The 19,128-nt window shown below is 40.7% G+C and carries 17 protein-coding genes and 1 other RNA gene; 10 read left to right on the plus strand and 8 right to left on the minus strand.

The features are described 5' to 3' along the window. Window positions 1–316 precede the first annotated feature (316 nt). Window positions 317–934 (plus strand): hypothetical protein, encoded by a 618-nt coding sequence (locus P255_RS03325; RefSeq protein ID WP_004903581.1) that lies wholly within the window; start codon window positions 317–319, stop codon window positions 932–934. Window positions 935–975: 41 nt separating this feature from the next. Here P255_RS03325 and P255_RS03330 read toward each other — a convergent pair whose 3' ends face one another. Then, entirely contained in the window at window positions 976–1,512 is a 537-nt protein-coding gene (locus P255_RS03330) for a DOMON-like domain-containing protein (RefSeq protein WP_004903583.1), read from the minus strand. Window positions 1,513–1,525: 13 nt separating this feature from the next. Continuing rightward, window positions 1,526–1,849 (minus strand): ribosome assembly RNA-binding protein YhbY, encoded by a 324-nt coding sequence (gene yhbY, locus P255_RS03335; protein WP_004903585.1) that lies wholly within the window; start codon window positions 1,847–1,849, stop codon window positions 1,526–1,528. Between the two features lie 334 nt (window positions 1,850–2,183). Between yhbY and rlmE the strand changes: the two genes are divergently transcribed. The 3 genes from rlmE to folP all read left to right on the plus strand — a co-directional run bounded on the left by rlmE (window position 2,184) and on the right by folP (window position 5,807). Continuing rightward, on the plus strand, window positions 2,184–2,834 hold the full coding sequence (gene rlmE, locus P255_RS03340) for a 23S rRNA (uridine(2552)-2'-O)-methyltransferase RlmE (RefSeq protein ID WP_035365260.1): 651 nt from the start codon (window positions 2,184–2,186) through the stop codon (window positions 2,832–2,834). A 142-nt stretch (window positions 2,835–2,976) separates the two neighbouring features. After that, the gene (ftsH, locus tag P255_RS03345; RefSeq protein WP_035364973.1) at window positions 2,977–4,872 is read left to right on the plus strand and encodes an ATP-dependent zinc metalloprotease FtsH; all 1,896 of its coding nucleotides are present in this window, start codon (window positions 2,977–2,979) and stop codon (window positions 4,870–4,872) included. Between the two features lie 71 nt (window positions 4,873–4,943). Further along, complete coding sequence (gene folP, locus P255_RS03350; protein WP_004903591.1) at window positions 4,944–5,807, plus strand: dihydropteroate synthase; 864 nt, start codon at window positions 4,944–4,946, stop codon at window positions 5,805–5,807. A 372-nt stretch (window positions 5,808–6,179) separates the two neighbouring features. Here the strand turns inward: folP and P255_RS03355 are convergent, their stop codons facing one another. Then, the gene (locus P255_RS03355; RefSeq protein WP_004903592.1) at window positions 6,180–7,517 is read right to left on the minus strand and encodes an amidohydrolase; all 1,338 of its coding nucleotides are present in this window, start codon (window positions 7,515–7,517) and stop codon (window positions 6,180–6,182) included. Window positions 7,518–8,083: 566 nt separating this feature from the next. Between P255_RS03355 and P255_RS03360 the strand changes: the two genes are divergently transcribed. Continuing rightward, window positions 8,084–8,380, plus strand: coding sequence for a hypothetical protein (locus tag P255_RS03360; RefSeq protein WP_228127522.1), 297 nt, complete (start codon window positions 8,084–8,086; stop codon window positions 8,378–8,380). 128 nt (window positions 8,381–8,508) lie between these two features. Then, the gene (locus tag P255_RS03365) at window positions 8,509–10,911 is read left to right on the plus strand and encodes a TonB-dependent receptor (RefSeq protein ID WP_004903594.1); all 2,403 of its coding nucleotides are present in this window, start codon (window positions 8,509–8,511) and stop codon (window positions 10,909–10,911) included. 102 nt (window positions 10,912–11,013) lie between these two features. Here P255_RS03365 and chrA read toward each other — a convergent pair whose 3' ends face one another. Together chrA and P255_RS03375 are read right to left on the minus strand one after the other, a co-directional pair. Further along, window positions 11,014–12,345 (minus strand): chromate efflux transporter, encoded by a 1,332-nt coding sequence (chrA, locus tag P255_RS03370; RefSeq protein WP_004903595.1) that lies wholly within the window; start codon window positions 12,343–12,345, stop codon window positions 11,014–11,016. Further along, window positions 12,332–13,267, minus strand: a complete 936-nt coding sequence (locus tag P255_RS03375) for a chromate resistance protein ChrB domain-containing protein (RefSeq protein ID WP_035364974.1) — start codon at window positions 13,265–13,267, stop codon at window positions 12,332–12,334. Before P255_RS03375 ends, chrA begins: the two co-directional genes overlap by 14 nt. A gap of 857 nt (window positions 13,268–14,124) precedes the next feature. Between P255_RS03375 and P255_RS03380 the strand changes: the two genes are divergently transcribed. The 3 genes from P255_RS03380 to P255_RS03390 are packed head-to-tail and all read left to right on the plus strand — an operon-like array spanning window position 14,125 to window position 17,013. Then, a complete protein-coding gene (locus tag P255_RS03380; protein ID WP_004903597.1) occupies window positions 14,125–14,832 on the plus strand; it encodes an ABC transporter ATP-binding protein in 708 nt (235 codons plus the stop codon). Beyond that, window positions 14,829–15,782, plus strand: coding sequence for an efflux RND transporter periplasmic adaptor subunit (locus P255_RS03385; RefSeq protein ID WP_004903599.1), 954 nt, complete (start codon window positions 14,829–14,831; stop codon window positions 15,780–15,782). Before P255_RS03380 ends, P255_RS03385 begins: the two co-directional genes overlap by 4 nt. A 37-nt stretch (window positions 15,783–15,819) precedes the next feature. Continuing rightward, window positions 15,820–17,013 (plus strand): FtsX-like permease family protein, encoded by a 1,194-nt coding sequence (locus tag P255_RS03390; protein ID WP_004903601.1) that lies wholly within the window; start codon window positions 15,820–15,822, stop codon window positions 17,011–17,013. A 312-nt stretch (window positions 17,014–17,325) separates the two neighbouring features. Here P255_RS03390 and ssrS read toward each other — a convergent pair. The 3 genes from ssrS to P255_RS03400 all read right to left on the minus strand — a co-directional run bounded on the left by ssrS (window position 17,326) and on the right by P255_RS03400 (window position 18,442). After that, window positions 17,326–17,511, minus strand: a non-coding RNA gene (ssrS, locus tag P255_RS15175) — 6S RNA. An 89-nt stretch (window positions 17,512–17,600) separates the two neighbouring features. Further along, window positions 17,601–17,888, minus strand: a complete 288-nt coding sequence (locus tag P255_RS03395) for a cell division protein ZapA (RefSeq protein WP_004753481.1) — start codon at window positions 17,886–17,888, stop codon at window positions 17,601–17,603. Next, a complete protein-coding gene (locus tag P255_RS03400) occupies window positions 17,888–18,442 on the minus strand; it encodes a hypothetical protein (RefSeq protein WP_004903603.1) in 555 nt (184 codons plus the stop codon). Before P255_RS03400 ends, P255_RS03395 begins: the two co-directional genes overlap by 1 nt. Before the next feature lie 64 nt (window positions 18,443–18,506). Between P255_RS03400 and P255_RS03405 the strand changes: the two genes are divergently transcribed. Then, window positions 18,507–19,112, plus strand: a complete 606-nt coding sequence (locus tag P255_RS03405) for a UPF0149 family protein (protein WP_004903604.1) — start codon at window positions 18,507–18,509, stop codon at window positions 19,110–19,112. The last annotated feature ends 16 nt before the right edge of the window (window positions 19,113–19,128 follow it).

Raw genomic sequence — 19,128 nt, forward strand, 5'->3', positions numbered from 1 at the left:
AGCTCCTGAATTTTAAGCTGTAAAAAAGCGAGTAGACATAAAAAAAGATGGCTGCCTAAAAACATGCCCTCCTTTGGTCTGCTCGCTTGTAACTTAAAAACATATTGTACGCATATAAGTAGATAAAGTCCACGTATTTATAAATAATCAATTGGGCGCAAGCATTGTGCTAAACAATCACATTGTATGGCAAAAAAAGCAATGTCATTATGTGAGAATTCGTGAATTGTTAGACAATTTTATGGTGAAAAAAACGACAGTTTGTTAGATTGAAAAACATCAACAAATAAATATCTTTGTGAAAAGGAGCTAACTTATGGCGACAAAAACACCGCTACAAGAAAAAACAGAACAATTGGAACAAGCCGTAACTGATGTCAAAACCAAGGTCGAAGGTAAAGTGCAAGAGGTTAAAGCCAAGATTGAGGATAAGGTTGAAGATGTTAAAGCCAAGGTTGAAGACAAAGTTGAAAATGTTAAAGCCAAGGTTGAAGATAAAGCTGAAGCTGTTGAAGTCAAATTTGATGCAGTGAAAGAAAAGGCTGCTGAGCAGGCTGCTCAGCTTGAAGCAGAAGCTAAAGAAGCTGGAGCATCATTTCAGGAGCAAGTTAGACAATTGAAAGAGGACTTTCTTGTTCGTTTTAATGATTTTCGGGATAAATTCACTTTGTCACAGGACGATCTTATCGAACTAAAAGAAGTGATCAAAATTGAATTTGCATCTATTGTGGAAGAATTTTCTAAACTTTCAAAAGAAGTTAAAGATGATGTTTCACAGTTCTCTACAAAACACAAAGAGCATGTGGCTGAAACTTTGCAACGTACAAAAAACAATGCAGTAGAAGCATGGCATAAGGTGAAAGAGGTTGATGAGAAAAAAGCGACTGAAGAAGAGCCAGTGAAAAAAGACAAAGCAACAGAAGATGTGAAATAAAATCTGAAAGGAACAACGGGTAAAAATGCCCGTTGTTCTATTTAAAAAGTATGAATCCAGTCACGTTTATTGTGAAAGTCAGCCTGCGGACTACTGTGCTGCATGGCGTAAAAATGCATGCCTTGTTTTGTATCGAGTATCGCAGTTAAACCAATAAATAAGTCATGCCATTTCAGTTGATGTTTTTGCATAAACTGAGCTAAATCAAGTGTGGCACTGAGCCCATAATGTGTACGCTGTAACGCAATAAGTTCAATATCGTGTGCCATTTGCGGCGGCATATCTTCTGGGTAGCGATATTCTTCAAATTGATAACATTGCCAAGCTTGGGATGGAGATAGGTTTATTTCACGATAATAATCTTCATTTTTAACCCCAATAAACAGCTCAAAACAAGTCTTCTCCCAAAGAAAATCTTGTCGAGGATGTGCTGTTTCTAGGCTTGACCAGTTGATCAGTTGTAAGGGGTCACGTAGCCAAAAGCCAAGATTTAAAGTGTAAGGTGCCTGATACTCAAGTGCACCGACCAAAGAAATCTCATGAAAACGTTGAAAAGCTTGTAGCTCGTAACTGGCCATACCAAACTCTGATTTAGTTAGCTAAATGTGCGTGACGAACGAGATTCGACAGCTTTGGATTTTGTTTCGCAGCTTTTTTGTAAAGTAGTACAATCTTACCAATTTTTTGTATCACTTCAGCTTGTGTTGCCTGAGCAAGTGCTTCTGTCACTTCTGCACGTGCATCGCGGTCTTCACCAGCAATTTTTACCTTAATTAATTCATGATCAGTTAATGCACGAACAGTTTCTTCGATAACGCTGTCGGTTAAACCTTGACCACCAATCATGACCACAGGATTTAAAGCGTGACCAATTTGACGTAAGCGTTTTCGTTCTTGAATAGATAGTGTTGCCATGAAATAAACCTAGTTTTTGAAAAGCGCAGTAGTATAGCAAATTGTAATCCGAACCGTATAAAAAACTTGGCTCTAATCACATAAATACATATTTTTTGATGATTAATTTCTTGAAAAAGTATGTTAAATTGGCGGGCTTAGTCGCTTAGTCCTCAACCGAGGAATACAAGTGTTTTTGATTAAGGCCGAATTTAAAACAGCAAAAAGTTTTAAATTTTTTAAATTAACGATAAACAGCATCAAAAAAAGTCATGTGTTTCGATGCAGATGCATACTGCAAGTAGAACATTTTTTTCGTACAATGCATACTTAATGTTTTTAAATATAGATGATTATGGCAACACGCATTACCAACCAAAAGTTATCTAAAAGTAGTCGTGCGTGGATGAGAGAGCATTTAGATGATCCTTTTGTGAAAAAAGCACAAAAGGAAGGTTATCGCGCACGCGCCGCCTATAAGCTTCTTGAAATCCAAGAGAAATATAAAATCATCAAACCAGGTATGACCGTCGTTGATTTGGGGGCTGCTCCTGGTAGTTGGTCGCAAATTGCTGGCAAACTCGTTGGTAATAAAGGTTTGGTGGTTGCTTCTGATATTTTGGAAATGGATGCACTCCCAGATGTAACTTTCTTGCAAGGTGACTTTCGGGAAGAAGAAGTTTTCGAAAAATTGTTAAATATTTTAAATGGACGTCAAGTTGACGTTGTAATTTCAGATATGGCCCCCAATACATCAGGTAATAGAGCTGTTGATCAACCCCGTCAGATTTATTTGTGTGAGCTTGCACTCGATTTTGCTCAAAAGGTTTTAGGACCAAAAGGGCAGTTTGTAGTCAAAGTTTTCCAAGGTACGGGGTTTGACGAGTTTCGTAAACAAGTAGTCGATAGCTTTGATGTGTTGAAAACAGCGAAGCCAGAAGCATCCCGCGCACGTTCAAAAGAAGTTTTTCTGATTGGGCAGGGACGCAAAAAAACATCGCAATAAAGTTGACTTGCCAAGTCGATAAAAATTGTGCATGTTGTACAATTCAAGGTAGCTTGAGTGTGTGACTCGCTTATTTGAGAATAAATCACCCTGAATTCTATAGGGCATGATTAAATTAGATTGATGATATGGGAATAAAGCTTTGAGCGATCTCTTCAAAAACGCCGTGTTGTGGCTAGTGATACTTGGAGCACTGATATTAATTTTCAGCAATATCAGTGATCACAAGAAACCGTCAGAAATGAACTATTCTGAGTTTGTTGCTGCGGTAAACGCAGGCCAAATTAAACAAGTCACTATAGATGGCGAAAAAATCACTGGCGAAAAAAAGAATGGTTCAGATTTTGAAAGTATTCGCCCTGCGGTTCAAGACCCTGAACTTATGCCAAGTTTGATCAAAAACAATGTTGTGGTTGAAGGTACTGCACCACAGCGTCAAGGTGTTTTGATGCAACTACTCATCGCAAGTTTCCCTGTGCTTTTGATTATTTTGTTATTCATGTTCTTTATGCGTAACATGGGTGGTGGTGCAGGCGGCAAAAATGGTCCAATGAGCTTTGGTAAATCAAAAGCAAAAATGCTTGCCGAAGACCAAATCAAAGTGACTTTTGCCGATGTTGCTGGATGTGATGAAGCGAAGCAGGAAGTTGTCGAGATTGTTGACTTTCTTAAAGACCCTGCAAAATTCAAACGTTTAGGTGCATCTATTCCAAAAGGTGTTTTGATGGTAGGCCCGCCAGGTACAGGTAAAACTTTACTTGCGAAGGCGATTGCTGGTGAAGCGAAAGTACCATTCTTTAGCATCTCAGGTTCAGATTTTGTTGAAATGTTTGTGGGTGTAGGCGCATCACGTGTACGTGATATGTTTGAACAGGCAAAACGTCATGCTCCATGTATCATCTTTATTGATGAAATTGACGCAGTCGGCCGTCATCGTGGTTCAGGTACAGGTGGTGGTCATGATGAACGTGAGCAAACCTTGAACCAGATGTTGGTTGAAATGGATGGTTTTGAAGGTAATGAAGGTATTATTGTCATTGCTGCAACGAACCGTGCAGATGTTCTTGATAAAGCTTTGCTTCGTCCAGGACGTTTTGACCGTCAAGTAATGGTTGGGCTACCTGATATTAAAGGTCGCGAGCAGATTCTACATGTGCATTTAAGAAAGTTACCATCAGTAACAGGTGTGGATGTAAAAATCTTGGCACGTGGTACTCCTGGCTTCTCAGGTGCTCAATTGGCAAACCTTGTAAATGAGGCTGCATTATTTGCTGCGCGCCGTAATAAAAATACGGTCGACATGCATGATTTTGAAGATGCTAAAGACAAGATTTACATGGGGCCAGAGCGTAAATCGATGATTATTCGTGATGAAGAACGTCGTGCAACGGCTTATCATGAATCTGGACATGCGATTGTGGCGGAAGTTCTACCTGGTACAGACCCTGTGCATAAAGTAACTATTATGCCGCGTGGTTGGGCATTAGGTGTCACTTGGCAGTTACCTGAACAAGACCAAATTAGCAATTATAAAGACAAAATGCTTAATGAGATTTCAATCTTGTTTGGTGGTCGTATTGCTGAGGAAATCTTTATTCATCAACAATCTACTGGTGCATCAAATGACTTTGAACGTGCAACAAAAATTGCCCGTGCAATGGTGACCAAGTACGGTATGTCTGACAAGATGGGTGTTATGGTTTATGAAGATGATAACCAGCAGTCTTTCTTGGGTAATATTGGTAGCCGTACAATTTCGGAAGCAACACAGCAACAAGTAGATGCCGAAGTTCGTCGCATCCTTGATGAACAATATAAAGTAGCTTGGGATATTCTTGAGAATAATAAAGATAAAGCCCATACCATGGTGAAAGCATTGATGGAATGGGAAACCATTGATCGTGATCAGGTGCTTGATATTATGGAAGGTCGTGAACCACGACCACCAAAAGTATATGTTGCAGAAAACCCTGTATCAGATCTTGAACCACCAAAAGATGGTCCATCAACTCCACCTCCATTACCAGTGTTGAGTTAATGATAAAAAGAGTCACTTAGGTGGCTCTTTTTTATTTTAAACTTAGCACGAATTAATTTTGAGTTTGAACTATGCACTATATACCTTTGTCTCAACGTCAGTTGAGATGTGGCAGAAAACTTTTAGATCTATCTCAGCCACATGTTATGGGCATTTTAAATGTCACACCCGATTCATTTAGCGATGGCGGGTTACATAATTCAAAGCAACAGGCAATTGAACATGCGCTACAGATGATCGTTGATGGTGCAACAGTGATTGATATCGGTGGTGAGTCTACGCGTCCAGGGGCAGCAGTTGTTACTGTAGAAGAAGAATTAAGACGAGTGATTCCTGTTGTTGAAGTTTTGGCAAAAGAGAATGTGATTTTATCGATTGATACCAGTCAACCAGAGGTAATGCGGCAAGCTGTAGAAGCGGGTGCACATATCTGGAATGATGTACGTGCACTGACTCGCCCGAATGCACTAGAAATGGCAGCAGAACTGAATATTCCTGTGATTTTGATGCATATGCGTGGTGAGCCAACCACCATGAATCAGTTGGCAGATTATCAGGATGTGACAGCAGAAGTGATTGCTGAGCTAAAGCAAAAGATTGATTTAGCAATTCAGGTGGGTGTTGCACCTGAAAATATTATGATTGATCCAGGTTTTGGTTTTGCTAAAAATGCAGCACATAATTTACAGTTGTTAGATGAGTTATGGCAATTGCATGAACTGGGCTATCCAATTTTGTCGGCATTATCCCGAAAACGTTTTATTGGTGCTGTAGTTGGGGAAACTGATGCAAAAGCTCGAGCTGTAGGGAGTGTAGCAGGGCATCTGCTTTCGATTCAGCAAGGTGCTTGCATGGTGCGTGCGCATGATGTCAAAGCAACAGTTGATGCGATTAAGGTTTGGCAAGCGATGCAAAACTGGCAGGAATGGGTATAAGTGAATGGGTGGTTAAAATCAAAAGCTGAGTGTTGATAAATTTATCAAAATGCCACTAGAAGCCTCAACATTCACAATAATATGAGGTTTGAAAAAACCTCACAATTTATAAGGTTTTATATCGCCCTTCCCAAATCAGCTAAAATGGTTGATTGTACAATTTTGACTTTACTCGGTTGGGGAGAATGTACTACCGCATTCTGCTTCCAATCTAAATTTGAATACTCCCTAAAATTCTAGATACATGCGGATTTGGTACGGTCACCATTCTCAAGCTCTAGTCATCGACGCAGAGTAGAAAATAGTGACTGACCTTGATCTAATGAAGATTGTTCACCACTAGAGAGATCGTTTTCATAAAAGCGGATTGTTTTAGGTGTTGGTTTTTAATTGGTTTGTACGTCTATCAGGGTAATCGAGTATAAATCGCACATGTAACTCAACACCTGTTTTTAGTGTGGCATCATCAACAATAAAATTCGGGCTATGATTAGGTGCAGCTTTACTCATATCTTGGTTTGCTGGAGTTGCCCCAATAAATACAAATAAAGAGGGCATCAATTGACCATAATAAGCAAAGTCTTCACTGGCACTTGCATTATTTTTTAAATAATGTGTTTTTTCATCGCCAGCAACTTCTTTAAATGTCGGGATCATTAATTCTGTCAGAGCCTTATTATTGGTCGTCACAGGTGCATAAGCCGATATTTTAACCTCTGCATTGACATGATTGGCTTGGGCGGTGTACTTGATCATCTCAGGAAGTTGTTGAATAATATTTTGTCTAATATTTTCATTGTTAGAGCGGATTGTTCCCAGCATATCGACTTTTTCAGGAATAATATTTCCAGCATTTCCAGATTGGATACTGCCGATACTAATGACACCCATTCCTTCGGTTAAATTTGTGCGGCGACTGATCATCGTCTGTAAGTTATTGATAATTTGGGCGGAGCTTACAATTGGGTCATTACTGAGCCAAGGCATGGAGCCATGCGCCTGTTTTCCTTTAACTTGAATACTTAAATTATCTGCGCTATTCAGGATTGCTCCATCTCTATAATAAATATGCCCACTTTGCAGCCCTGCTATCACATGCATTCCAAAAATAACCTCTGGTTTAGGATTGGACAGCGCTCCATCTGAGATCATTTTTCTTGAACCAATTTGATCTCCCTGGCTAAAATTATCGATATCTGCACCGCCTTCCTCAGCAGGTTGAAAAACAAAAACAACGGTTCCTTTAATTTTATCTTTGTTCTTCGCTAATATTTTGGCTGCGCCGAGGAGCATTGCTGTGTGTGCATCATGACCACATGCATGCATGACGGATACTTCTTTTCCTTGATAGATTCCCTTTTGTTTGCTGGCAAATGGCAACCCTGTTTTTTCTTCAATGGGTAACGCATCCATATCTGCTCTTAATGCCATCACTGGCCCTGCTTGAGCACCTTTTAAGATTCCAATGACTCCTGTTTTGGCAAAGCCTGTTTTAACTTCAATTCCATAAGATCGGAGTTCTTTTTGTACAAGCGCAGAAGTTTGAAATTCCATATTTCCCAATTCTGGATGCGCATGAATTTGGTGTCTTAATTGAATGGTCTCGGCTTCGTTCTTTAAAGATGCATCTTTCACCCAGTCAGCAAATGTATTTGAACTGAGTAAAAGCAGTGGTGCCATGAAACAAATTAATTTTGATTTTAAAAGCATTTTTTCCCCTTTGGTACTTCTGACCTTCCTTGATGCGAAATTATATTATGTCAGGTAAATTGCCAGATAAAACAACCTTATAGGTTGCTTTGAAATACTTAAAAGATATGAATCGAATAGCCATTACGCTCTATTAAATACAATGATCTTATAAAAAATTAATTATTTTAAGATGCTTAACCGATGCAAATTATTCGATGAACCTGTATATTGCACAGCAGAATTTAACCCTCGTATTGAAAATAGTTTGCTGATCAACTTTTGTATTTGATGTATCAAAGATAAACGTGATGAGCTTTCGGTTAAATACAGTGGCTTTGTGATGCCATATTGTTGTTTCTATTCAGAAATGATTATTTCTTATTAGTAACATGGATGATGACTAATTCGATATCTCGCTCATGCCCAGATTTTTTTCTCGACAAAAAACCAAGTCTACTAGGGTTGCAATAATTGCTCTCTTTTGTCTTTGTTGGCATTTACTGTTACCGACCATGATTAATCTCGGTTGGACACCTGCAGTTTATGGAATGTCTGAGCATTGCCAAATGCTTGCTGGGCAAACGATGGATATGCCTCAAGCAGAGATGAAACATCATCATCAAGTTGAGATGCTTGCTCAAAAGCAAGAGCAGTCTGACAGTACAGAAAAAATTGCCGAAAAGGTCATGAAAAATTGTCCATTATGCTCACATGGGCTAAGTGGTGGTCTTTTAGTGCTATTTTCGGGGATTTGCCTATTATTCATTCTGGTTTTGCTCAAGCAGCTAAGTACTTATATTTCATCAAGATATCAGATTCAGTTTTATTGGCGTGCTGATTACTATATTCCTCCTCCGCAAGCTCCACCTCTTATTCCATAAAAATATTGAAATTCAATTTATTCATTTAATTTCCATATCATGAACAATGAATGAAAGGCTTTTTTGCCTCTCAATTTTTCATTTCGTCATGGTGCGGATAGCTATAAATATTTTTATGGAAGATATAGATGCGTCTCTTCGCTTATATGACATCAACGCCATTTTTTCGTTTAACTACATTAACTCTTGCTTGTATGGCAGCCACTGCGGTTATGGCTGAACCTACAGATAACCCAGCAAATTCCACATTATCAAAGACCGAGAGTGATCTTCCGACAATTGTTGTGCGTGCATCTGCGCATAAAAAAGGTATGCATTCTGACTCGGAAGCAGTGAAAGGTTTTCCTGCAAGTGTGGCAACAGTCACGAAAAAGGACTCAGAAACCACAACCAATGTCATGAATACAGAAGACATGGTGAAATATTTACCTGATCTTCTAGTTAGAAAACGTTACATTGGTGATACTCAAGCACCGATAGCAACCCGTACAACAGGTGTTAATGCGAGTGCGCGTAGCCTGATTTTTGCAGATGGTGTATTGCTATCAACCTTAATTAATAACAATAACGGCAATGGCTCACCACAGTGGTTTATGGTGTCACCTGAAGAAATTAGCCGAATCAATGTCTTGTATGGTCCTTATTCTGCTGCTTATGCAGGCAACTCATACGGGGCAGTCATTGATATTGTTACACGAATGCCTGATCACTTTGAGGCAACGGCAACTATGCGCGGTGCGATTCAAGATTTCAAGTTATACAATAGCAAAGATCACTTCGGTTCTGGCGAGCTGAGTACCACACTGGGCGATCGTAATGGTAATTTTGCTTGGTGGCTAAGTGCCAATCATTTGGATAGTTCAAGTCAGCCGCTTACATTTGCAACCTTGAGTCAATCAAGCACACCTGCAACCACTCAACCCGTGATGAATGGGGCAATTGCAGGAGAAAATCGTACGGGGAGTCCAATTCAGATTTTAGGTGCAGGCAATATTACCCATACCATTCAGGATAATGTCAAATTAAAACTGGCTTATGATTTTAGCCCGACCTTGAGTGCCAATTATGTTGTCGGTTTTTGGCGAAATGATGCAGATGCCCATTCAGAAAGTTATCTCAGCAGTGCTGCTGATCAGTCAGCTTATTATGGTGCAACGTCTGGCAAGGTTAATATCGGGGGATATGCCTATAATGCGAGTAGTATTGCAGGTTTATTTTCCAGAAATGAGGTTTCACAGCAGCATTTAATGCAAAGTTTAACACTCAAAACCAATCATTCTGATGGACTCAATTGGGAAGTTGTTGCCAGTCATTTTGATTATTTAAAAGATTTAACCCGCCTTTCTAATGGTCCTTATGCAATTTCACAATCGGGTGGATCAGGACAAATTACCGATGCAAGTGGTACAGGCTGGTCAACACTGGATTTAAAAAGCTCATATCACTTCCAAAATGAACGTTTATCAAACCATACTTTAAGTAGCGGTTTACATGGGGACTGGTATCGGCTAGATAGTCAGACCTATAGTGCTAGTGACTGGCGAGGTGCAGAAGGTATATTAACCAGTGCTTCCCAAGGTAAAACCCAAACCACGGCTGCATGGCTACAAGATGTCTGGATGATTACACCGAAAGTTAAAGCAACAATTGGTGGTCGTTATGAAGACTGGCAGGCGACCAATGGATATAACCTGTCCACAGCAAACAGTAAACTTTTTTCGGTCAATCAACCTAATGAAGGCAAAACAGGTTTTTCACCTAAAGCCTCTGTAGCATGGTCATTTGCACCGAACTGGACACTGACAGGCTCATCTGGCAAAGCACTACGTTTCCCAACGGTTGGCGAGCTTTATCAAAATGTACAAACTGGTACAACCTATACGCAAGCCAACCCAAATTTAAAGCCTGAAAATGTACTTTCGCATGAGTTAGCTCTCGCTCGCGAAACAAATGACAGTTCAATGCGCTTATCTATTTTTCAGGAGCGCATCAAAGATGCTTTGATCTCGCAAACTGCGATGATTTCAGGTTATGCAACACCTGTTTCATATACCCAGAATGTAAACAAAACTCGTCAACGGGGGATTGAATTTACTGCGGCAAAACAGAATGCGCTGATTGATCACTTAGACTTGTCTGGAAGTATCAGTTATGTCGATGCCACAATTTTGGAAAACAGTAACTATGTGCCAACGATTGCGGGTGCAACTTCGGTGGGTAAACATACCCCATATGTTCCGGCTTGGCGTGCGACATTGGTTGGAACCTATCACATTACCCCTGAATGGAATTTTACAACGGCTGGAAGATATATTGGTCGACAATATGCAACGGTAGACAATACCGATACCTTTGCTAAAACCTATCAGGGCTTTCAACCGTTCTTTGTCATGGATGTTCGCACCAGTTATCGCTTCAATCACAATTGGAGTGCAGCCGCAGGGATTGATAATTTAAATAACTCTCAATATTTTCTCTATCATCCATTTCCTGAGCGAACTTTCTATGCTGAAGTGAAATATACATATTAAGCATTAAATTTTTTCAAAGCTGCTATACAAATAGCAAAACTGGGTGCATCACTGTCATTGATGCAAAATGAGTAGAAGCTTGGCTTCTACTCATTGAAATATTTAAAATAAGAGTTTGATAATTAAACCAATAAGTGCAGATACACCAATCACCCTTAAAACACTTTGGTTAAATTTAAATAAAGCAATTAAGGCAGACACTACAATTATTGCGGAAATAGCGTCAAATGGTCCATTAAAGCCTTTAGACCATAGAACATGATAGCCAAAGAATAATGCCAAATTAAAGATTACACCGACTACGGCTGCGGTAATTGCAGTCAAAGGTGCTGTAAATTTAATCTGATTATGTGTTGATTCTATAATTGGAGCACCTGCCAAAATAAACAGGAATGAAAAAATGAACGTGAACCATGTCACAATCACTGCACCTAAAGCACCTGCCAGAAACTGATGATCTGCTCCCAATAGATTCTGACTATAACCGCCAATAAAGCCAACAAAAGCCACCACGATGATTAATGGGCCAGGCGTACTTTCGCCTAGTGCCAAGCCATCAATCATTTGAGTTGGACTTAACCAGTGATAATAATTGACAGCGCCTTGGTAAACATAAGGCAATACAGCATAAGCTCCGCCAAAGGTCATTAGTGCCGCTTTGGTAAAGAACCACGCCATTTGTGTGTATGCATGATTCCACCCAAAAATATAGAACAAACTCAATAATGGTATAAACCACAATAACGCTGCAATAAAGACGACCTTTGCTAGGCGTGACCATTTAAATAAAGCATGCTCAGGTGTTGGAGTATCATCATCAATGATGGCTTTTCCATAAGACTGACCACTGGATTGATGAGTATTGCTTGAAAATAATGCAGGATATTTTTTACTGGTAAAATAACCTGTTAAAGCAGCGAGTAAAACAATAAGTGGAAATGGGGCATTAAAAGCGAAAATAGCAATGAATGCGATCACAGCAATCAGCCAAAGAAATTTATTCTTAAGTGATCGGCTTCCAATTCGATATGTTGCATGAAAAACAATGGAGGTGACGGCAGGTTTAATCCCGTAGAAGATCCCCGCAATGATGGAGATGTTACCAAATTTGATATAAATCCATGATAGTGCAATTAAAACAAAGAGGGAGGGTAAAACAAACAGAATACCAGCAATAAGCCCTCCTTTGGTTTTATGCATAAGCCAACCAATATAGGTCGCTAATTGCTGAGCTTCGGGGCCAGGTAACAGCATGCAGTAATTCAAGGCGTGCATGAATCGTTTTTCAGAAATCCATTTTCTTCGTTCTACAAGCTCTTGATGCATAATGGCAATTTGACCCGCTGGCCCTCCAAAGCTGATAAAGCCCAGTTTGAGCCAAAATAAGAAAGCTTGCCAAAAACTGATACTTTTAACTTCATTATGACGATCCATGTTCTTCTCCAAGTAGGTCAGCATATAAACCATCAAAAATAAGATTTGAGAGTTTTAAAAGCTGATCATCATTAAGAATTGTTGTTTTTAGCCCATGTATGACTTTTTCTAATCCAATCGCTTCAGGTACTTCATGGCCTCCTACATCGAGATAATGAACAATTTGAGCAATTTTGTTTAAGGCTGGATTACCGAGTTGAAAACTTTGAATCAAGACTTCAAAAGTCACAAGGGTGTCGATATGCGTGAAAGTTGCACCATCAAAGTCATAACCCGTCGCATCTTTAGGGCAATCTGAGGGAGAGTCTAGCCATATAAACTGTGCAGACGGATCAATGAATTTTTGTATGAGCCATGCTGATGCCAGTCGATCAATCCATGGGCGCTTTCTCGTTGCCCAAACCATATTCTGGAAAGACTTGGTGTCGTACTGTTTGACACTTTGAGAGATGAATTGAGGTTCATCAATTTCACCCAAACGAGCAATTATATGTTCAAGTACTGCAAGTTCTTTCGTGACTTTCTCTTTTATAGAGGTAGGAAAATAGTCTATTTGAATTAGATTGTTTAGATTCTTACGTATCTTTCTGATCTGTTTCAAATGTTCATTTTTTTTAGCAATATCTAATTGTTTTTCAAGATCATTGAGCTGTTTTGATAGCTCAATATACTCTGCGCTTTTATCAAATATTGCATGTAAATTCAGATTTTCTGGACATTCTGTATGGAAAATATGAGCTATTCCATTTTCATTGGTGTGCTCGTGGATGATTTGATTAAATTTATCAGCATACTCGGATGGCAATAAATAAACGCCATCCCGTAGTGTGGCTGCACCATTATTTTTGATTGCTCGCCATACACGCATACGTATTGATGACTTTTCTGTGGAGAGGCTAGAAATAAGAATGGATATTTTCATGTTATAAGCCATACAATTTATGTTATGTTTATAACATATTTTTTAAGTGGTGTTGATCAATTACGCTAAATGGCTATTCTGAATTTATGATAAGGTTTGCTTGTTTTTTGGATGAGCTTGAAGCGTATATAGATTGAGCAAGACTTAGCACAATTTATTAAATTTATTTTGCGGATGTATTCGTAAGTGTCCGATGAAGATATCTTCCCAAACCATGCGATAGGTCTTAATTTGATTCTTACTTAAAACAAGTGGGGACTTAATCCACGAGTCTATATATTCTGTAGCGCTTAGTGTTGCTAAAAAATCTAGAAAATACAACAAAGAATTCAAACTCAGTATTTTCGTCCTGCAAGAATCTTCTTATATCTTCGTCGCCTAGGTAGCCCAGCAGTATGATATTAATTCGACCTCATCAATCGCTGGATCAGAATTTTTAATCACCAAAGACCTGAAGCTGCAACAGATCATGCTCAATCCGCATTTATTGCCTTGCCTTATCTTGTAATATTCAATTTACTGCGATAGAGATAGAGCATGATTATTTTTAATATCATTGAAGTTCCATCTGGGAATTCTATTTCGGAGCGCTAAAAATTCCATTGATCTGTGGTTGTTCCATAATGTATTGTATCTTTTTGAATAAATTTTAACCTAAAGCGAATTGCTTAAGCGGCTATAAGGTATCCCTATAACGTAGCAGACAACGCTATGAAAGTTGTAAGGCTGTAACTGATTGAATGTAATGTAAGGTTTTTCACAAACTGCGCGATATTAAAGACGTTATTGGTCTGGTAACGCAAGGACTGCTCAGGTCAAAACTAACTTTCTGCGATAAGGCATAAGGACAAAAAACAATGAAGCCGAGTCAGGATGTTGCTGTTAAGTGTTCTGGTGTCACGAAGGACTATGGTATCGGTGGTGCAAAAGTGACTGCATTGCGCGGTATCAATCTTGATGTCTACCAAGGAGAATTACTTATTTTGGCCGGCCCTTCAGGCTGTGGCAAAACAACCTTGATTTCAATTATCGGCGGTATTTTGAAACGCGATGCAGGAAAATGCACAGTACTTGGCAAAGACTTGGATGATATGAGTATAGCCGAGCGAGCGCATTTTCGCGGGACTTCTATCGGTTTCGTTTTCCAGACCTTTAACTTGCTCCCTTCTTTAACCGTTGCTGAAAACGTTGCCATGCCGCTCTTAATAAACGGTAAAGAGCGCAAGTTAGCCATTCAACGCGCTCGGGTTATTCTCGATCAGGTTGGGCTTTCAGAACGCGAAGGTGCACTTCCTAGTCAACTCAGTGGTGGGCAACAGCAACGCGTGGCAATCGCGCGTGCGCTGGTACACAATCCTAAAATCATTATTTGCGACGAACCGACGAGCAATCTGGACCACGCTACTGGACATGCCATGATGGAGATCTTGCGAAATGTAGCACAAGCTCCAGACCGTGCACTGCTAGTTGTTACACACGACACTCGCATTTATGAGTTTGCCGACCGCATCGCGCATATGGATGATGGAAAGATTGTTGAAGTCGAGGAGGCGCAAGTGCAATGATGCGTAAATATCTGCTCCCGATACTTTCACTGCTTGGTCTGCTACTTGCCATCACGATGGTACTGATCGGTAACAGGCAATCATCCACATCCCGACCAGCAGTGCAGTCACCAAAATCACCTTTCGCGGCTTACGTTGCTGGAGCAGGTATTGTTGAGGCGAGCACTGGAAACATTGTTGTCGGCACGCCTGTATCTGGTGTTGTGGTTGAGCTCTATGTACACGAAGGCAGCCAAGTGGAGGTTGGTGACAAGCTGTTCAAGATCGATGATCGTGAACAGCAGGCACAACTTATCCCCGCAGTGGCGAAAATCTCAGAAATTACTGCACGTTTGGCACAAGCCAAGAGCCAATTCGAACTCGCTAACAGTTTATCGGATAAACGCGCAATCAGTGTTGAGGAACTAAACAATCGGCGCTTTGCAGTCAAACTTGCCGAAGCAGAGCTAGTATCAGCCCAAGCACAGGTCAAGCAAATTCAGATGGATATTGAACGCTATACCGTACGGTCATTAGTCCGTGGCCGAATTTTACAAAACAAGATACGCATCGGCGCATTCATACAAGGTGGTGCTCCGAGTGATTCTTCAATGTTGCTCGGGAATGATGATCGGCTATTCGTACGTGCAGACATCGATGAAAATGATGCATGGCGGATTCAGCCAGGCGCACGTGCTGTGGCATTTGTGCGTGGCAATCCAACTCTACACACCACGCTGAAATTTGAACGAGTTGATCCCTATGTGTTGCCAAAAACTTCTCTGACGGGTGATAACACCGAGCGGGTCGATACCCGTGCCTTGCAGGTTATTTATAGTTTTGATCACACCACTTTGCCGATCTACGTTGGGCAGCAAGTCGATGTATTCATTGAGACGAAAGCTAACAAATCTTCGAATGGCACACATCCTCAATCTACGCCAACTGCATCTTCCATGAAGATATCGTGATTATCCTGTCAGCCTGCATGCATGAAGGAGCAGCAAAATGTTACGTATAGCCTTAAAAATGCTGCTGGGTGATCGTGCCAAATATGTGGGTTTAATCTTTGGTATTACCTTTACATCATTCTTGGTGACATTTGCTGCATCGTACTTCGCAGGAATTATGACGCGCGGTTACGCACCGATTGCTGAAAATAGTACGGTCGATGTATGGGTGATGGATCCAGCCGTCACTTCTGTTGAGCAAACGACGAACATGTCCCTACAAGCATTGGCAAGAGTCCGTAGTGTTGCAGGGGTGCAGTCAGCAGTACCGCTCATGTTTGCCACAGCAGATGTCCGTTTTCCAGACGGGCGTTACCAGCCCTTTCAGGTTATTGGTGTTGATGATGCAACCTTGATCGGCATGCCATCCATCCAGAATGATGTGATGCCTAGCTTGCTGAGAGTACCTGATGCTGTGGTGGTTGATGCAGGGGGAACTAGCGGTAAGCTGGAAACCTCATTTCAAATTTCAGATCAATCGCCACATGGCAAATTGGATTTTGATGCGCCAACCCGTGAATTGGCAAAAGGTGATGAATTACTCATCAATGATCACAGCGTGCGGATTCTCGGTCAATCGCAAGGGCTTCCTCGATTCCCACCGCGTCCGTTGCTATATATGACTTTTTCGAACGCGACTCGAATTCTGCCACCAGAGCGACGTAGACTCACATTTGTGCTTGCAACCGCCGCATCTGGTGTGGCACCTGAAGACTTGGCGATTCGCATTGAGTTAGCAACGGGCCTTCGCGCGCGTACATCTGCAGATTTTAAATCCGATACCGTCCATTGGTTTCTGGTTAACTCTGAAGATGTGGGTGACATTGCAGCAATGCTTACGCTGGCGATGTCAGTCGGCTTTGGTGTAACAGGAGTAATGCTCTACATGTTCACGAACGAAAACCTACGTAATTATGCTGTACTCAGTGCGATGGGTGCTACACCGAGGCTTCTTTTGACGATGGTATTTGCTCAGGCTGGTCTGTGTGGACTCTTAGGAACTGGTCTCGGGCTGGGACTTTGCGCCATTATCGGGCAGTTGGCAATCATGGCTGGATATCCGTTTCGAATGATGTGGTTTACGCCTTTACTGGGTGCCTTGACTGTTGTGTTAGTTAGCTTAGTTGCCGCTGCGTTAAGTGTACGCCCTGTACTGAAACTGGAACCAAGCCTAGTATTCGCTGGGCGTTGAGTGGTGGTCGTCTAGATATCATAGGTAACCATAGATATTCACGTGCTTTCTCGTGTACTTGAGCAACACAGCATCTCCCATGTTGTCTTGTGGCCGTATGGCATATCTCTGAGTAATTTCGTCTCAACGATATAACTTTTACTTTTAGCCACACGTAAAGCAAAGCTCTGTAGCTCTGAATCTTTGTGGAAAATTTATTTGTCTGGAGAAAAGGGAAGAGCTTACATGGTGGCTACATTATGCAGTATGTCGATGTTTTGGAAATTTCTATGAATTTTAATATTTAATTAATTATTGTTTTTATTGATAAAATAGTACTCCGAAGATGCCGCTGCATGTCGTCACCCTTGAACCCTAAAGTTCAAGGTGGACACGACGCATACTTGCTGGGTTTCCTGCTCTGAGGCAGGCATACACTCTAAATATGCAGAACGTAATCCTAAAAAAAAGATATCGGCTCAGGGGAATTCGACGCGCTGGCAAACATCTCAGAGACTATAAACAGTATAACCAATAACAAGAAGGATGCAAATTCCTGATACCAGTTCATTGTTAAGTTGTTTTTCAAGTGTTGAGGATTTGTGCGGTTATTCCACCATTTCTTCAACTTCAGTTAATAACGAGCTAAGAATTCGTTCGCAATGACTATATTCTTGTAGAGATTTATTCAATGCAAGAACTTCCTGCATGAGCTCTAAAGCAACCATAATCACTAGTTTATTGTGTTCAACACGAGGAGCATTACGGCGAAATTCCTGAAATTTCTCGTTCAGTAATTCGGCTGCTTTTTGTAGGTCGGCTTTCGTTTCGGATGTTGTAGCGAGACGGAAAACCTGTTCGATAATACGTAATTCGACAGTGACAGCTTCACTCATTACGAATTTTCCTCATTCTGTTCAGCAGGGTTGGCAAGTTGCTGAATTTCTTGTGTGTATTGATCTTGCTCTGTACCTAGGACAGATAAACGATGAATGATGGCTTCAACTTTGGATTTTGCCTGCTCGTTCTTTTGAATCAAACGTTCCTGTTCCTGTTTTAAGGATGTAATTTCCTGTTGGGCATGTTTATAGTCATTTTGCAGTTTTTCTTTAACCACACGTAATTCATTCCGTTCGTTAAGAATTTCCTGAAAACGATTTTTGAGATCAGTACAGCTTTTTTCCAAACGGTTATAGCGATCGGCTAGCGTGCTTGCATCTTGATTGAGTTGTTTATATTGAGACTGCAAGGTGCCTAAATGATCCTGCAAACTGTCAATCTCATCCTGCTTTTGCGTGATGATGCTGTTTTTTTGCGTCAAATGTGCATGATATTGTTCATCGCTTTGCTGCTTTGAAGCAAGCAAAGACGTATTTTCACGCTCAAAATGTGCTAAACGGTTTTTCACTACCGCAATGTGTGCCTGAAGGCGCTTTAATTCTTCTAACATAACGTGGTCGCACAGTGCTGCAAACAAAGGTAATATATACGAAGTATAGAGATTGGATAAACGAATGCAAGACGATATTTCTGGTTGGTCTGAGTGGGAACGCAATTTTTCTTCTATTGAAGAAATTTCAAGCCCAAGTGAGTTACATGGGCTATTGACAGGTATAGTTTGTGTGACACAACCACCAAGCCGTGATGAATGGTTACAAATTCTGGCAACACTTAATGTGCCAGCACCAAATGAAGATGTATTGGTGCTTTTGAGCGATGAAGCAGAAGATGTTGCTCATGCATTGTCTGAAGATGAACTCGACTATTTACCATTACTGCCAGATGATGAACATATCTTGCAAGAACGCGTACAAGCACTTGCTGACTGGTGTGCAGGCGTGGTACTTGGTTTTGGATTGGCTTCTGGACATCTGCGTAAAGATGAAATGGAATTGATTGAGCATTTACAAGAAGTTGCAGCAGTTGAGTTTGAAGATTCAGATAATGATGAAGAAGGTGAAATCAGTTATCAGGAATTGTACGAATTTGTACGCCTGATTCCTGTGAGTCTTTCGATTGGACGTAAGAAAGTTGATATCTCAGAAACTCCTCTGCTTCAACAAAAACAGCAAAAAGCAAGTCCTGTTGTTGAAATGTTTACCCCGCATCGTCCAAGTTAATTGGATGATGTGTAGC

The sequence above is a fragment of the Acinetobacter brisouii CIP 110357 genome, assembly GCF_000488275.1.
In the GTDB taxonomy this organism is placed as follows: domain Bacteria; phylum Pseudomonadota; class Gammaproteobacteria; order Pseudomonadales; family Moraxellaceae; genus Acinetobacter; species Acinetobacter brisouii.

Excerpts from the sequence above, each read along its gene's own strand:
- P255_RS03325 (WP_004903581.1), top strand. The coding sequence starts at position 317 with ATGGCGACAAAAACACCGCTACAAGAAAAAACAGAACAATTGGAACAA.
- P255_RS03330 (WP_004903583.1), bottom strand. The coding sequence starts at position 1,512 with ATGGCCAGTTACGAGCTACAAGCTTTTCAACGTTTTCATGAGATTTCT.
- yhbY (WP_004903585.1), bottom strand. The coding sequence starts at position 1,849 with ATGGCAACACTATCTATTCAAGAACGAAAACGCTTACGTCAAATTGGT.
- rlmE (WP_035365260.1), top strand. The coding sequence starts at position 2,184 with ATGGCAACACGCATTACCAACCAAAAGTTATCTAAAAGTAGTCGTGCG.
- folP (WP_004903591.1), top strand. The coding sequence starts at position 4,944 with ATGCACTATATACCTTTGTCTCAACGTCAGTTGAGATGTGGCAGAAAA.
- P255_RS03355 (WP_004903592.1), bottom strand. The coding sequence starts at position 7,517 with ATGCTTTTAAAATCAAAATTAATTTGTTTCATGGCACCACTGCTTTTA.
- P255_RS03360 (WP_228127522.1), top strand. The coding sequence starts at position 8,084 with ATGGATATGCCTCAAGCAGAGATGAAACATCATCATCAAGTTGAGATG.
- P255_RS03365 (WP_004903594.1), top strand. The coding sequence starts at position 8,509 with ATGCGTCTCTTCGCTTATATGACATCAACGCCATTTTTTCGTTTAACT.
- chrA (WP_004903595.1), bottom strand. The coding sequence starts at position 12,345 with ATGGATCGTCATAATGAAGTTAAAAGTATCAGTTTTTGGCAAGCTTTC.
- P255_RS03375 (WP_035364974.1), bottom strand. The coding sequence starts at position 13,267 with ATGAAAATATCCATTCTTATTTCTAGCCTCTCCACAGAAAAGTCATCA.
- P255_RS03380 (WP_004903597.1), top strand. The coding sequence starts at position 14,125 with ATGAAGCCGAGTCAGGATGTTGCTGTTAAGTGTTCTGGTGTCACGAAG.
- P255_RS03385 (WP_004903599.1), top strand. The coding sequence starts at position 14,829 with ATGATGCGTAAATATCTGCTCCCGATACTTTCACTGCTTGGTCTGCTA.
- P255_RS03390 (WP_004903601.1), top strand. The coding sequence starts at position 15,820 with ATGTTACGTATAGCCTTAAAAATGCTGCTGGGTGATCGTGCCAAATAT.
- P255_RS03395 (WP_004753481.1), bottom strand. The coding sequence starts at position 17,888 with ATGAGTGAAGCTGTCACTGTCGAATTACGTATTATCGAACAGGTTTTC.
- P255_RS03400 (WP_004903603.1), bottom strand. The coding sequence starts at position 18,442 with ATGTTAGAAGAATTAAAGCGCCTTCAGGCACACATTGCGGTAGTGAAA.
- P255_RS03405 (WP_004903604.1), top strand. The coding sequence starts at position 18,507 with ATGCAAGACGATATTTCTGGTTGGTCTGAGTGGGAACGCAATTTTTCT.